The following is a 15,333-nucleotide window of genomic DNA, read 5'->3' as shown; positions in this document are numbered from 1 at the left end:
TTGTGCAAACTGGTGGCATAAATTTGGCGCTATAGTGGGTTGTAGCTGACTGCATCGCCACGGCCCTGGGAGACACCTGATGAGTGCGAAAGAAAACGCCGCGACTTACCAACTGCTAGAGCGCCTAGAGCGCCGCTATGCCCTGCGTGTATTGTGGGCCTTGCGCGATGGACACGCGCAAACTTTTCGGTTGCTGCAAGACAGCGTGGGCGGTATTACCCCGAATACGCTCAATACCCGGCTGAAAGAGTTGCGCGATATGGGCTGGCTCACGCATGGCCATGATGGCTACTGCATTACCCCCACCGGAGCGGATTTGCTCAAGCGCCTGAACGATTTGCAAGCCTTTGCCAACCGCTGGGCTACGGCGCGAAGCAAGAAATAAAGGCCAGTTTCGGCTACATTGTCTAATTTTTCCCTCAGCATAAGGATAGTTATGGCATTTACCACCACCGCATCGGGCCTGCAATACGAAGACACTACGCTAGGCGAAGGTGCCGAAGCCACCCGTGGCCAGCAAGTCACGGTGCATTACACCGGCTGGCTCTACCAAAACGACCAACAAGGGGCCAAGTTTGACTCCAGCCGCGACCGCAATGCCCCATTTGTGTTCGGTTTGGGCGCGGGCATGGTGATTAAGGGCTGGGACGAGGGCGTGCAGGGCATGAAGGTGGGCGGCCAGCGCACCCTGATTATTCCGGCGGCTTTGGGCTATGGTGCCCGGGGTGCCGGTGGCGTGATTCCGCCCAACGCCACGCTCAAGTTTGATGTCGAGCTGCTCCAAGTAGGCCGTTAAGGCCTTAGTGGCTGCTAGGCTGTCGGTCGCGGCCCCAGCGACTGACCAGCCAAGCCATCAGCAAGCCAGCAGGCACGCCAAATACCCCGGCAGAAATGGGCTGAATGCCCCACCACAGGCCATCCCCCAGTAGCAAGGTGGGCGCGGCAGCACGCACCGCAGCTACATTGCTGAGCATGTAGTAAGCGGCCACGCCCAAGCCTGCCAGCATACCGGCCACTGCCCCTTGGCGTGTGGCACCACGCCAAAAAATGCCCAGCACCATCACCGGCACAAAGGCTGAGGCCGCCAACGAGAACGAGGCCGTCACCAGCGGCAGGATGTCCGATGGCTTCAAGGCCGCCACAAAAGCGGCGGCCAAGGCCACGGCCAACAAAATAAACTTGGTCAAAATAACGCGCTGTTCGGGGGTGGCTTCGCGGTCGGGGTCAGCCACGTACAAATCACGCACTAAAGCGTTGCTGATGGTAAGCAACAGGCCATCGGCGGTAGAAAGCGCTGCTGCCAGCCCACCAGCGGCCACCAAGCCCGAGACCACATAGGGCAAGCCTGCCAGTTCGGGTGCGGCCAGCATAATCAAATCGGCCCCGAGCCGGATTTCACCAAACTGCACAATGCCGTCGCCGTTGACATCTTCCACCGATAGCAAAGAGGTATCCACCCGCGCCCACTGTGCCATCCAGTGTGGCAGGGCATCAAACGGGCTACCGACCAAGTTGTGCATCACTTCAAACTTGACCAATGCCGCCACTGCGGGAGCGCTCAGGTACAAAATAGCAATAAAAAACAAAGACCAAGCCACCGAAGCGCGCGCCCCAGACACCGAGGGTGCGGTGTAATAGCGTGTGAGCAGGTGGGGCAAACCAGCAGTGCCTACCATCAAGCAGAACATCAGTGCCAGAAAATTGCGCCGGGTGTCTTGGTAATCGGCTTGCTCTTGTGGTGTGCCATTCGGGTCACCCGCGTAGGCTTGGCTGTGGCGTGGCAAGCCGCCCAAGGGTTGGGCGCGCGCGTAGTTGTCGCGCATTTCTTGCTGCCAACGCTCGCGTGCGGCTTCGGCATCGCGTGGCAAGGCGGCCAGTTCGCGGCTGGCGGCCACAATCAACCCGACATCGGCATTTTGTGCGCGCAGGTGGTGGATATGCTCTTGCCGTGTTTGGCGCTGCTGCTCTAGGCTGTTTTCTACATCTTGCAGCCAGCTTTGCAGCTCTAGCGCCCGGCGTTGGTAGGCGGCAATCACTTCTTGCTCGGCCGGGGAGGCCAACAATTGCGTTTCTAACTCGGCAATTTTGCCCAGTTGGTGCCCATAGACCAGCGGGGCTATCGGGTTGCCCAATTGTTTGTAGGCCAGCCACGATACCGGAATCAAAAATGCCAGCAAAATCACCACATACTGTGCCACCTGCGTCCAAGTGATGGCGCGCATACCGCCCAAAAATGAACACAGCAACATGCCGCCCAAGCCCAGCATGATGCCAATCTCAAACTGCACCCCGGTCAGGCGCGAGGCAATCAGGCCGACACCATAAATTTGCGCTACCAAATAGGTAAAGGAGCAAGCCACAGCGGCCAGTGCGGCAATCACGCGCGGCCAGTGGCCACCAAAACGCACCTGAAAAAACTCCGGCACGGTATAAAGCTGCATGGCGCGCAAATGGGGTGCAATCAACAAGGCAACCAAGCAAAAACCGCCCGTCCAGCCCAGCAAATAGGCCAAGCCCCCGGCCTGCCCCGGCGTACCAGAAAACCCCTGTAAATACAGCGCTCCCGATAAACTGATAAACGAGGCGGCGCTCATCCAATCGGCGGCGGTAGCCATGCCGTTGTAAAACGGTGGAATGCGCCGCCCAGCCACGTAATACTCTTCCGGGTCAGTGGTGCGGCCATAAACCCCAATGGCGGCATAGGCCATCACGGTCAAAAACAAAAAAATCGGGCCAATCCATTGGCGCGACAGGCCCCGGTGTTCGGCCCAAGTCATTAAGCCAACAAAACCCAACACCCCCAGCACATACAAGGCCAGATTGCGGTGCAGACGGCGCAGATAGGCACGCTGGGTGCCAAGGCCCGGTTCAGCCATGCTGTGGTGGCCGTGTTGGGGCCGAGGAAGTAGTGCTGGCTACCGGCGTACTGGGTTGCGCGGTGGTGGGCCACGGGTGGCGGTCAAGGTAGGCCATGACCAAGGCATAGACCACCACAATGGCCATAAAAACCAATACCACCCCTTGCGAGGCCAACCAGTAACCCAAGGGCCAGCCATAGACTTGCAAAGATTGCAAATCGCGGGCAAAAAACATCACCCCAAAGGCGGCCAGCGCCCACAAAAACAACAACACCGCCTGCAACAGCAGGCGGCGCGGGTCGGGTTTGGGCAGTACCACCAGTGGCAGCGCCGCAGGCGTGCCACTGGCTTCTGGAGCAGCGTGGATGCGGGTCACCACGCGCGCAGGTTTAACCTGCCAGTTGTTGCCAAGTGGCGATCACGCTGTCGGGGTTGAGCGAAATCGACAAAATGCCTTGGTCGGCCAGCCATTGGGCAAAATCAGGGTGGTCTGACGGGCCTTGGCCGCAGATGCCCACATACTTGCCTTGGGCCAGACAGGCGGCAATCACGCGCTCCAGCAGCTTTTTCACGGCGGGGTCGCGCTCGTCAAAGTCGTGTGCCAGCAGCTCCAGGCCCGAATCGCGGTCCAGACCCAAAGTGAGTTGGGTCAGGTCGTTGGAGCCGATGGAGAAGCCATCAAAGTATTGCAAGAACTCGTCGGCCAAGATGGCGTTGGAGGGCACTTCGCACATCATGATGAGCTTGAGTTCGTTCTCGCCGCGCTTGAGGCCATTGTCGGCCAGCATGGTAGTGACGCGCTCGGCTTGCTTGAGGGTACGCACAAACGGCACCATCACCTGCACATTGGTCAGGCCCATGTCTTCGCGCACGCGGCGCAGGGCTTCGCATTCCATCTTGAAGGCTTCGCCAAACTCGGCGCTGATGTAGCGCGCGGCACCCCGGAAGCCCAGCATCGGGTTTTCTTCTTCTGGCTCGTAGCGGCTGCCGCCGATGAGCTTGCGGTACTCGTTGCTCTTGAAGTCGGACAGGCGCACGATGACCGGCTTGGGCCAGAAGGCGGCGGCAATCGTGGCCACACCTTCGGCCACCTTGTCCACATAAAAAGCACGCGGCGAGGCATGGCCACGCGCCACCGATTCGACCGCCTTTTTCAGGTCCGCATCGACGGCAGGATAGTCCAAAATGGCCTTGGGGTGTACGCCGATGTTGTTGTTGATAATGAACTCTAGCCGTGCCAAGCCCACGCCCGCGTTGGGCAGTTGGCAAAAGTCAAAAGCCAATTGCGGGTTGCCCACGTTCATCATGATTTTGGTCTTGATGGGGGGCATGGCACCGCGCTGCACTTCGGTGACTTCGGTTTCTAGCAGGCCGTCGTAGATGTGGCCGGTGTCGCCTTCGGCACAGCTGACCGTGACCAAGGTGCCATCGAGCAGTTTGTCGGTGGCATTGCCACAGCCGACCACGGCAGGAATGCCCAACTCACGCGCAATGATGGCGGCGTGGCAGGTACGACCTCCCCGGTTGGTTACGATGGCGCTGGCGCGCTTCATGACCGGCTCCCAGTTGGGGTCGGTCATGTCGGTCACCAGCACGTCGCCGGGCTGCACCTTGTCCATCTCGGAGATATGGTGTACCAAACGCACCGGGCCGGTGCCGATTTTTTGGCCAATGGCGCGGCCTTCGGCCAGCACGGTGCCGGTGCCCTTGAGCTTGTAGCGCAGTTCGGCTTGGCCCTTAGATTGGCTTTTCACGGTTTCGGGGCGCGCTTGCAGGATGTAGAGCTGGCCGTCGGTGCCGTCTTTGCCCCATTCAATGTCCATCGGGCGACCATAGTGCTGCTCAATCACCAGCGCGTAATGGGCCAGTTGCTCCACATCGGCATCGGTAAGGGAGTAGCGGTTACGCAGTTCGGGGGCGACATCGGTGGTTTTGACCAGCTTGCCGCTGGCAGCTTTTTCTTCGGCGCTAGAGAACACCATCTGAATCAGCTTGCTACCCAGATTGCGCCGAATCACGGCTTTTTTGCCCGCCTTGAGCATCGGCTTATGCACATAGAACTCGTCCGGGTTGACCGCGCCCTGCACCACGGTTTCGCCCAAGCCGTAGCTGGAGGTGATAAACACCACCTCTTCAAAGCCGGATTCGGTGTCGATGGTGAACATCACACCGGCAGCGCCCAAATCGGAGCGCACCATGCGTTGCACACCGGCGGACAAAGCCACCACGTCATGGGCAAAGCCCTTATGCACGCGGTAGGAGATGGCGCGGTCGTTGTAGAGCGAGGCGAACACTTCCTTCATTTTGTGCAGCACGTCTTCGATGCCCACTACATTGAGGAAGGTTTCTTGTTGACCGGCAAACGAGGCATCGGGCAAATCCTCTGCCGTGGCAGACGAGCGCACCGCAAAGCTGGCTTGCGGGTTGCCCGCCGACAATTGGGCAAACTCTGCGCGCACGGCGGCTTCTAAATCCGCCGGGAAGGGGTGGTTTTCTACCCAGCCGCGAATCTCGGCCCCGGCGGCAGCCAAGGCGCGCACGTCTTCGACATCCAGCGCGGCCAGTTTGGCGCTGATTTTGTCGGCCAGCCCCTCAAAGGCCAAAAATTCGCGGAAAGCGTGGGCGGTGGTGGCAAAGCCGGTAGGCACGCGCACGCCCTCGGGCAGTTGCGAAATCATTTCGCCCAAGCTGGCGTTTTTGCCGCCGACCGATTCGACATCGGTCATTCTCAGGTTTTCAAACGGTACTACCAAGGCGGTAGGACTGAAGAGTGCAGACATAGGAAAGCTCCGGAAGTTAAAAACGGCTCAAAAACCCATGCCCGCGCAATCTAGCGGGCAAGGCAACACCCCCAGCAGAAAAGCAGCTTTATGGTTCTTTGGATGGGCTGCTGTGCGTGCTGGGCGCAGAATTTGCATAATTTCGCAATTGTAGGCTCCTCCCCTTAGAAAGTCCTCATGCATACACGCACTGTTTTTTTTGTTTCGGATGGTACGGGCATCACTGCCGAAACCTTTGGCAATGCCATCTTGGCGCAATTTGAAATGGTGCCGCGCCGCACCCGCCTGCCCTTTACCGATACGGTGGACAAGGCGCATCAGGTAGTGCGCCAAATCAACCACACCGGCGAGATAGAGGGCAAACGTCCGATTGTGTTTACCACGCTGGTGAACATGGAGGTGCTCAAAATTTTGCAAGAAAACTGCAAAGGCATGTTGCTCGATATGTTTGGCACCTTTGTCCATCCGCTGGAGGAGGAGCTGGGTATCAAATCGCACCACCGCGTGGGGCGCTTTTCGGACATCAGCAAAAGCAAGGAATACCACAGCCGCATTGAGGCGATTAACTTCAGTTTGGCGCACGACGATGGCCAAAGCAACCGCGACTTGGCCGGGGCCGATGTGATTTTGGTGGGCGTGAGCCGCAGCGGCAAAACCCCGACCAGCTTGTATTTGGCGATGCAGCACGGCCTCAAAGCGGCCAACTACCCTTTGATTCCCGAAGATTTTGAACGCCGCCAATTGCCGCCAGCGCTGGTACCGCACCGCAAAAAGATTTTTGGCCTGTCCATCAGTCCGGAGCGGCTGGCAGAAATCCGCAGCGAGCGCCGCCCCAACTCGCGCTATGCCAGCTTGCAAAACTGCCGCTACGAAGTGGCCGAGGCCGAAACCATGATGCGCCGCTCGGGCATTCGCTGGCTATCGACCACCACCAAATCCATCGAAGAGATTGCCACCACCATTTTGCAAGAGTTGCAACCAGAGCGGCTGGTGTATTGATTGGGCGATTAAGCAGCGGCCAAGAAGTCGCGCCCAATGCCTACACCAATATCATTGATGCGCTCCAAAATTTGCGTGAGGTAAGCGTGCAGGCCGGTCGCCAAAATTTCGTCGATGCGGCCATACTGCAAATCAGCCAACAGGCGGCCCACCAGACGCTGGGTTTCCTGGGACTGGCCGTTGGCCACCCGGTCGAGGTTTTGCCGTACTTCTAACATGCAGGCCAACAAAGAGCGCGGCATGGACGGGTTCAAAATCAACAACTCGGCCACCCGCTCAGGCTGGATGCCATTGCGATAGACCTTGCGGTAAATCTCGAAGGCCGAGAAGCTGCCCAGCACGGCGCTCCAGTGGTAGAAATCATATTCTTGGTCGCGGCCATTGTCGGTGCCATGAAACTCGCTGCCCAAGGCATGGAATTTGGCATCCAACAGGCGTGCGGTGTTGTCGGCGCGCTCCAAAAAGGTGCCTAAGCGCAAAAAATGCAACGATTCATCCGCCAGCATGGTGCCCAGCATGACCCCGCGCGATAAATGCGAGCGAAAGCGCACCCATTCAAAAAACTGGCTGGGGTCGGCCTCTAACTGGCCACTGCGTAATAGGCGGTTGACCTCCAACCAAGTTTGGTTTTGCATTTCCCAAGCCTCGGTGGTTAAGGAGCCGCGCACGGCACGGGCATTTTCGCGCGCGGCGCGCAGGCAAGACAGAATAGAGGCGGGGTTGTCCTCGTCCGCCACCATGAATTGCAGCACCTTGCGCGCGGTAATCTCCCCATATTTGGCTTGGTAGGCCGGTATCAGCTCGCTGATAGACAGCAGGCCCTGCCAGTTGGTTTGTGCCACTGCGGCTGATTGCGGCAGCAGGGCGGTTTCGTAGCCCACATTGAGCATACGGGCGGTATTCTCGGCCCGCTCCATGTAGCGGGACATCCAGAAAAGGTGGTCAGCGGTTCGGCACAACATCCATACTCCTCTCAAACTTCCATAATCCAGGTGTCTTTGGTGCCACCCCCTTGCGAGGAGTTGACCACCAGCGAGCCTTCTTTGAGCGCCACCCGCGTCAGGCCGCCGGGCACCATTTGCACGGTTTTGCCACTGAGCACAAAGGGGCGCAGGTCAATGTGGCGTGGCGCAATGCCTTGCTCGACAAAAGTGGGGCAACTCGACAGGCTGAGCGTGGGTTGGGCGATATAGCCCGCCGGGTTGGCACGCAGCACTTGGGCAAACTCGGCAATCTCGGCCTGTGTGGCCGTGGGGCCAATCAACATGCCGTAGCCACCTGCGCCATGCACCTCTTTCACCACCAAGTCTTTCAGGTGGGCCAGCACATATTGCAAGTCTTCGGGCTTGCGGCACATCCAAGTGGGTACGTTGTTCAGGATGGGTTTTTCACCCAGATAGAACTCAATCATCTTGGGCACATAGGGGTAGATGGATTTGTCGTCAGCCACCCCCGTACCCACGGCATTGCAAATGCTGACATGGCCTGCGCGGTAAGCGTCCATCAGTCCGGCACAACCCAAGGCCGAATCGGCACGGAACACCGCTGGGTCTAGGAAGTCGTCATCCACACGCCGGTAAATCACATCCACACGCTCTGGCCCCTTGGTGGTGCGTTTATAGACAAAGCCATCGCGCACAAACAGGTCTTGGCCTTGTACCAGCTCCACGCCCATTTGCTGCGCCAAGAAGGCATGTTCAAAATAAGCACTGTTGTACATGCCGGGGGTGAGCACCACCACATTGGGGTCGGACGCGCCGGTGGGGGCGCTGGCCCGCAGGGTTTCGAGCAGCAGGTCGGGGTAATGGGCCACCGGGGCGATGCGGTTTTGGCTAAACAGCTCGGGGAACAACCGCATCATCATTTTGCGGTTTTCTAGCATGTAGCTCACACCGCTGGGTACGCGCAGGTTGTCTTCGAGCACGTAGTATTGGCCGTTACCGGCGCTGTCGGGGGCGCGCACAATGTCAACCCCACTGATGTGCGAATAGACATCATTGGGTACGTTGACACCCATCATCTCGGGGCGGAACTGGGCGTTGTTCACCACCTGTTCACGCGGAATCACGCCCGCCTTGAGGATTTCTTGCTCGTGGTAGACATCATGGATAAAGCGGTTCAGTGCCGTGACGCGCTGCACCAGCCCCTTTTGCATCTGGCTCCACTCTTGTGCCGGAATGATGCGCGGAATCAAATCGAACGGTATCAGGCGCTCGGTGCCTGCACCGTCTTCGTCTTTGGCTCCATACACGGCAAAAGTGATGCCGACACGCCTGAAAATCATTTCGGCCTCTTCACGGCGCGCACGCATGGCCGCCTCTGGTTGGCGCTCTAGCCATTGGGCATAGGAAGCGTAACCGGGGCGCACTTGGGTGCCACACCGCAAACCCTGTTGTTGCACCTGCCCGCCCCCGTGTGGCAAGGGGGCAAGGGTGGCATACATCTCGTCGAATTTCAGCATGGTGTTTTCTCCTGCCGAGGCTTAAAGCAAGGACTGGGCCAGCTTGTGCCGCCCCATGCTGGCGCAGCTTTTGCTTGAGGGGCTGTGACCACGCGCCTTGGGGCGTGCCTGCAAAAACCACTTCCCCTTTTGCTCTTATTGCTCTTATGTCGATACACGCTGCCCTACACCACGTTACCCACTACCAATACGACCGCCCGATTAACTTGGGGCCACAGCTGATTCGCCTGCGGCCTGCGCCGCACTGCCGCAGCAAGGTGGTGTCGTACTCTTTGCGCGTAGAGCCAGCGCAGCACTTCATCAATTGGCAGCAAGACCCGTTTGCCAACTACCAAGCGCGCTTTGTTTTCCATGAAAAAACCACCGAGTTCAAGGTGACGGTGGATTTGGTGGTCGAGATGGCGGTCTATAACCCGTTTGACTTCTTTTTGGAACCACAGGCCGAGCAATTTCCGTTTGGCTACGACAGAGCCACCACGGAAGAGTTAGCCCCTTATCTGGCGACCGAAGCCATCACGCCGCAGCTCAAGGCTTATTTGGCGCAGGTGGATGTCACGCCCCGGCGCACGATCGATTTTTTGGTGGATTTGAACACCGGCTTACAACGCGATATCGCCTACCTGATTCGCCTAGAGCCGGGTGTGCAAACCCCGGAAGAAACGCTGGAGAAGCGCTCTGGCTCTTGCCGTGATAGTGCTTGGCTGCTGGTGCAACTGTTCCGCCATTTGGGGCTGGCAGCGCGTTTTGCCTCGGGCTACCTGATTCAGCTCAAACCTGATGTCAAATCGTTGGACGGCCCCAGCGGCACCGAGGTGGACTTTACCGACCTGCACGCTTGGTGCGAAGTCTATTTGCCCGGTGCCGGTTGGATTGGCCTAGACCCCACTTCGGGCTTGTTGGCGGGTGAAGGCCATATTCCGCTGGCCTGCACGCCGCGCCCTTCGGGGGCAGCACCGATTGAGGGCGCACTCGATGAGTGCGAAGTAACGTTCCACCACGCGATGGAAGTCACGCGCATTTATGAGTCGCCGCGCGTGACCAAACCTTACACCGAAGCGCAATGGAGCGAGGTACTGGCACTGGGTGAGCAGGTAGATGCCGCCCTGCAAGCTGGTGATGTACGCCTGACAATGGGCGGCGAGCCGACTTTTGTTTCCATCCAAGACCGTGATGCACCAGAGTGGAACACCGATGCCCTTGGCCCGACCAAACGCGGCTATGCCACCGAGTTGGTGCATAAACTTCGCACCGAATATGGGCAAGGTGGCTTTTTGCACTTTGGGCAAGGCAAGTGGTATCCGGGTGAACAGTTGCCGCGTTGGGCCTTGTCGATTTACTGGCGTGCCGATGGCGACCCAATTTGGCACTACCCGATTTTGTTTGCCGACGAGCGCCAACCCCAGCACTACACCAGCGCCGATGCCCAGCGTTTTATGCAAACTTTGGCGGGCAAGTTGGGCGTAGAGCATCAGCACATCACCCCCGGTTATGAAGATACCTGGTACTACCTGTGGCGCGAGCGGCGTTTGCCCATCAACGTCGACCCGTTTGATTCACGCTTAGACGACGAAATGGAGCGCATGCGCCTACGCCGGGTGTTTGAGCAAAAACTCGACAGCGTGGTGGGCTATGTGCTGCCCTTGCAGGCCGAACCCGATGCCGAGGCGGACAGCACCACATGGCGCAGTGGCCCGTGGCATTTCCGCGATGAACGCATGTACCTGATTCCGGGCGACTCACCGATGGGCTACCGTTTGCCGCTGGATGCTTTGCCTTGGGTCAGTCAGGCCGATTACCCCTACCTGCTAGAGCAAGACCCCTTTGCACCGCGCAATGCCCTGCCGCAAGCCAGCCAACTGCGCGCCCAATACGCGCCACACAGCATGGGGGGCGGTTTTGCCGAAGGCGGTAGCGTAGCCGTGCAGGGCCAAGGGCACGAAGTGCCCTCCCAGCAGCCGCCATCGGGGGATGCAGCGCCAGCGCGTTTTGCCTCGGCACACGAGACCATCCGCACCGCCATCTGCGTGGAAGCGCGCGACCCGATGCGTGCCAACGGCCCCAAGGCCGAACGCGAACACGGCAGTAACTTTGTCCGTGATGGTGGCGGCCTGTATGTGTTTATGCCGCCGTTAGAGCGCCTAGAAGACTACCTGCACCTGTTGGCAGCCGTAGAGGCGACCGCCGAAGCCTTGGGCGTGCAAATTGTGCTGGAGGGCTACCCCCCGCCACGCGACCCGCGCCTGAAGGTGTTGCAAGTCACTCCTGACCCCGGCGTGATTGAAGTCAACATCCACCCGGCCCACCACTGGGGCGAACTGGTGCAGCACACCGAATTCTTGTACCAAGCGGCCTACGAATCGCGCCTGTGCGCCGAAAAGTTCATGACCGATGGCCGCCACACCGGTACTGGCGGCGGTAACCATTTTGTGCTGGGCGGGGCGACTCCAGCGGATAGCCCGTTTTTGCGCCGTCCAGAACTATTGGCCAGCCTGATTTTGTATTGGCACAACCACCCCAGCCTGAGCTATCTGTTCAGTGGCATGTTTATTGGCCCGACCAGCCAAGCCCCACGTGTGGACGAAGCCCGCAACGACCAGCTCTATGAGTTGGAAATTGCCCTGCAAGAAATCCATGCCAATCGGCAAAAATTTGGTGCCGACATGCCGCCGTGGTTGGTGGACCGCACCTTGCGTAATATCTTGATTGATGTCACGGGCAACACGCACCGCAGTGAGTTTTGCATCGACAAACTTTACTCGCCCGATAGCAGTACGGGCCGCTTGGGTCTGTTGGAGTTGCGCGCCTTTGAAATGCCACCGCACGCCCGCATGAGCATCGTGCAGCAATTGCTGCTGCGTGCGCTGGTGGCACGCTTCTGGGAGCAGCCCTATCTGGCCCCGGCTACGCGCTGGGGCACCGAGTTGCACGACCGCTGCCTGCTGCCCAGCTTTGTCAAAATGGACTTTGCCGACGTGCTGGCCGATATGCGCCAAGCTGGTTTTGCCTTTGACGATGCGTGGTTCGCCCCGCACTTTGAGTTCCGCTTCCCGCTGGTCGGGCAGGTGCAAAGCATGGGTATCGAGCTTACCTTGCGTACGGCTTTGGAGCCGTGGCATGTGATGGGCGAGGAAGGCTCTGCCGGGGGCACAGTGCGCTATGTGGATTCGTCCCTAGAACGCATTGAAGTGCGCGTGACGGGCCTGAACCCCAGCCGTTACGTCATCACCTGCAATGGCCAGCCCTTGCCGCTGCAATCGACCGGCGTGGCGGGTGAGTATGTGGCCGGGGTGCGCTACAAGGCTTGGAACCCACCCTCTAGCCTGCATCCCAGCATCGAGCCGCACGCGCCACTGACTTTTGACATGGTGGACACTTGGATGAAGCGCTCGATTGGCGGTTGCCAGTACCATGTTGCCCATCCGGGCGGACGCAGCTACGACGTTTTTCCGGTCAATGCCTACGAGGCCGAAAGCCGCCGCTTGTCACGCTTCTTCCGCATGGGGCACACCCCCGGCGCGATGCAAGTGCCGCCCGCCACCATCGAACTACCCGGCAGCCGCGAATTCCCGTTCACACTGGACTTGCGCCGCGCGCGCTGAACCCGCGCCCTGCCTGTACCTGAAAAACCATTGCCGTGACCCTTCTCTCTCCTCCGTCCCCGGCAGTAGTGCCTGTGCCTGCTGCATCTTCTGCCGATGTCGCCCTGTCTATGGCCGCTCCGGCCCTGCCGGGGCATTACGATGAACTGCGTGGCTGTACCGCTCAGGCCGATGACGATAACACCGGGGGAATGGCCCCAGCATGGCGGCAATTTTTTGCCCACCCCGGCACGCAAAATCTGGCCGATTTGAACCGCCGCCAAGCCAGCTTGGAGCAGCAAATCCGTGACAACGGCATTAGCTACAACGTGTATGCCGACAGCAGCAACCCGCAACGGCCTTGGTCTTTGGATTTGTTTCCGCTGATTGTGCAAGCCGACGAGTGGCGGCAGATTGAAGCGGGCGTGTTGCAACGGGTGCGCTTGCTAGAGCGCACCTTGCACGACGTGTATGGCGCGCAAGAGTTGTTGCGCGACGGGCTGTTGCCCGCCGCTTTGGTACAAGGGCATCCGGGTTATTTGCGCACGCTGCACGGTATGCCGCCGGTGGGTGGCAACCGGCTGCAAGTGTGTGCCTTTGACTTGGCACGCGGCCCTGATGGGCGTTGGGCTGTGGCGGCACAACGCACCCAAGCACCCTCTGGCTTGGGCTATGCACTAGAAAACCGCCTGTCTATTTCGCGCCTGTTCCCGCAGGCGTTTGAATCGCTGCAAGTGCAGCGACTGGCCTCTAGCTACCGGGCGCTGATTAACGGCTTGCGCAGCATGTCACCCGCTGGGGCCGATGCCCATATCGCCTTGCTGACCCCCGGCCCGTACAACGAAACTTATTTTGAACAAGCCTACCTGACGCGCTACCTGGGCATCACCTTGGTGCAAGGCAACGATTTAACCGTGCGCGACAACCGCCTGTTTTTACGCACCCTGCGTGGCCTAGAGCCAGTGCATGTGCTGATTAAGCGGGTGGATGATGCGTGGTGTGACCCGCTGGAGCTGCGGGCAGACTCCTCTTTGGGCGTGCCCGGCCTGCTGCAAACCTTGCGTAGTGGTAACTTGCTGATGTCGAATATGCCCGGTTCGGCCTTTTTGGAATCGGTGGGCATGTTGGGCTTTATGCCCGAATTGTCGCGGCGTTTGCTCGGTCAAGAGCTGCTGTTGCCGTCGTGGCCTACCTGGTGGTGCGGTGAACACGCTGCCTTGCAAGCGGCCACCAAACATTTAAGCAAATGCGCCATTAAGCCCACTTACACCGGCTCGGCCTTGCACAGCCCGTTTGCTGGCTTGCAATGCAGCAGCTTGGAGGCCCAAGAACAGGCGGCATGGTTAGAGCGTCTGCACCAATCGGGCGAAGAATTTACCTTGCAACAAGAAATTCCATTGTCCCAAATGCCCACTTGGGATGCCCAATCGCAACCACCGCGCATTGTGCCGCGCGAGGTGATGCTGCGCGTGTTTGCCCTGACCGATGGGCAACAATCGTGGCGCGTGTTGCCCGGCGGGCTGGGGCGCATCGTCAGCAGCCAAGACAGCGTATTGAGCCTGCAACGCGGTGGCAGCAGCGCTGATGTCTGGGTGCGTGTGGATGCCGAACGCGGCCACACGGTGGACCGCACCACTTTGCTGAACAAACGCATTACCCCGACCACGGTGGCGCATTACCGGCGTGTCGTTACCAGCCGCGCTGCCGAAAACCTGTTCTGGCTAGGCCGCTATACCGAGCGCAGTGAAAACAGCCTGCGCTTAGCCCGCTTAACTTTGTCCACCTTGGGCAGTGCTGGGCAATCTTGTTTGCCCTTGGTAAAGTGGTTGGGCAGCTTGGCCGCCTCTTGTTCCTTGGTTCCGGCGGATGTGCCCTCGCCCATGTTGGCGCGGCGCGTCTTTACCCGTGCTTTGGTGGCGGGCTTGGGCCAGCCCGACAGCACCGCCAGCGTCGGTTTTAACCTGCGCTCACTGCGCCAAGTGGCTTCGTCGATTCGAGAGCGGCTATCGCAAGAGCATTGGGGCCTGATTTTGCGTACCGAGCAGCACTTTATGGAGCGCTGCGCCGAGTTGCTTGCCAGCGACTATGCCACGCTGGATGTGTTGCGCGTGCTGGATTCGGTCAGTCTGAATTTAGCTGCCATGACCGGCGACCAAACCGACCGTATGACGCGCGACGATGGCTGGCGCTTGCTCTCGATTGGGCGACAACTAGAGCGGCTGGACTTTTTAAGCACCGCATTGGCGCGGGCCTTAGAAGCAGGCGTGCTGGCCGAATCCGCTGGTTTTGAGGCCGTGCTGGCGCTGTTTGACAGCAGCATCACCTTCCACGCCCAATACCAACGCAGCCGCGACGTAGCCGCCCTGCTAGAACTGCTGGTGATAAGCCGCGAGAACCCGCGCTCTTTGGGCTGGGTGGTGCAAACCTTGCGTGGGCGCTTGGCCAAGCTGGCCGCTGATGCCGATGACAGCCTGCTGGCCCTAACCCCCGACCCGAACCAATGGAATTTGGCCCAGTTGTGCGATGAAGAGGCCCCGTTGCCCGCATTGGCCCCATTGCTAGAGCGCTGCACCAGCGCGACGTGGCGCGTCTCAGACGGTATCAGCCTGCGCTACTTTACCCACACCCACGAATCCTCTCGCAGCCTTGGGGCTTAA

10 protein-coding genes are annotated in these 15,333 nt (G+C 59.4%); 5 read left to right on the top strand and 5 right to left on the bottom strand.

Annotated features, from left to right (window positions below; genetic code table 11):
- The first annotated feature begins 79 nt into the window (after positions 1-79).
- Together PHX60_RS10435 and PHX60_RS10430 are read left to right on the top strand one after the other, a co-directional pair.
- Positions 80-385 (top strand): helix-turn-helix domain-containing protein, encoded by a 306-nt coding sequence (locus tag PHX60_RS10435; RefSeq protein WP_300077217.1) that lies wholly within the window; start codon positions 80-82, stop codon positions 383-385.
- Positions 386-436: 51 nt separating this feature from the next.
- Positions 437-796, top strand: a complete 360-nt coding sequence (locus PHX60_RS10430) for an FKBP-type peptidyl-prolyl cis-trans isomerase (RefSeq protein ID WP_300077216.1) — start codon at positions 437-439, stop codon at positions 794-796.
- Between the two features lie 4 nt (positions 797-800).
- Here the strand turns inward: PHX60_RS10430 and PHX60_RS10425 are convergent, their stop codons facing one another.
- The 3 genes from PHX60_RS10425 to ppsA are packed head-to-tail and all read right to left on the bottom strand — an operon-like array spanning position 801 to position 5,638.
- The gene (locus tag PHX60_RS10425) at positions 801-2,876 is read right to left on the bottom strand and encodes a VC_2705 family sodium/solute symporter (RefSeq protein WP_300077215.1); all 2,076 of its coding nucleotides are present in this window, start codon (positions 2,874-2,876) and stop codon (positions 801-803) included.
- On the bottom strand, positions 2,869-3,234 hold the full coding sequence (locus PHX60_RS10420) for a sodium/substrate symporter small subunit (protein ID WP_300077214.1): 366 nt from the start codon (positions 3,232-3,234) through the stop codon (positions 2,869-2,871). The genes PHX60_RS10425 and PHX60_RS10420 overlap by 8 nt, the downstream gene beginning before the upstream one ends.
- A 13-nt stretch (positions 3,235-3,247) precedes the next feature.
- Complete coding sequence (gene ppsA / locus PHX60_RS10415) at positions 3,248-5,638, bottom strand: phosphoenolpyruvate synthase (RefSeq protein WP_300077213.1); 2,391 nt, start codon at positions 5,636-5,638, stop codon at positions 3,248-3,250.
- 177 nt (positions 5,639-5,815) lie between these two features.
- Here ppsA and PHX60_RS10410 point away from each other — a divergent pair, with 177 nt between their 5' ends.
- On the top strand, positions 5,816-6,637 hold the full coding sequence (locus PHX60_RS10410; RefSeq protein ID WP_300077212.1) for a pyruvate, water dikinase regulatory protein: 822 nt from the start codon (positions 5,816-5,818) through the stop codon (positions 6,635-6,637).
- 8 nt (positions 6,638-6,645) lie between these two features.
- On the opposite strand, the gene PHX60_RS10405 is transcribed toward PHX60_RS10410, so the two are convergent.
- Entirely contained in the window at positions 6,646-7,599 is a 954-nt protein-coding gene (locus tag PHX60_RS10405; protein ID WP_300077211.1) for an alpha-E domain-containing protein, read from the bottom strand.
- A gap of 11 nt (positions 7,600-7,610) precedes the next feature.
- Entirely contained in the window at positions 7,611-9,098 is a 1,488-nt protein-coding gene (locus PHX60_RS10400) for a circularly permuted type 2 ATP-grasp protein (RefSeq protein ID WP_300077210.1), read from the bottom strand.
- A 146-nt stretch (positions 9,099-9,244) separates the two neighbouring features.
- Between PHX60_RS10400 and PHX60_RS10395 the strand changes: the two genes are divergently transcribed.
- Positions 9,245-12,697 (top strand): transglutaminase family protein, encoded by a 3,453-nt coding sequence (locus PHX60_RS10395; protein WP_300077209.1) that lies wholly within the window; start codon positions 9,245-9,247, stop codon positions 12,695-12,697.
- Positions 12,698-12,807: 110 nt separating this feature from the next.
- A complete protein-coding gene (locus tag PHX60_RS10390) occupies positions 12,808-15,333 on the top strand; it encodes a circularly permuted type 2 ATP-grasp protein (RefSeq protein ID WP_300077256.1) in 2,526 nt (841 codons plus the stop codon).

It is taken from the genome of Giesbergeria sp. (assembly GCF_028686475.1).
Classification (GTDB): Bacteria; Pseudomonadota; Gammaproteobacteria; order Burkholderiales; family Burkholderiaceae_C; genus Simplicispira.
Note: the sequence above shows the minus strand (reverse complement) of the source record. Positions and strands in the feature narration are given on the sequence as shown.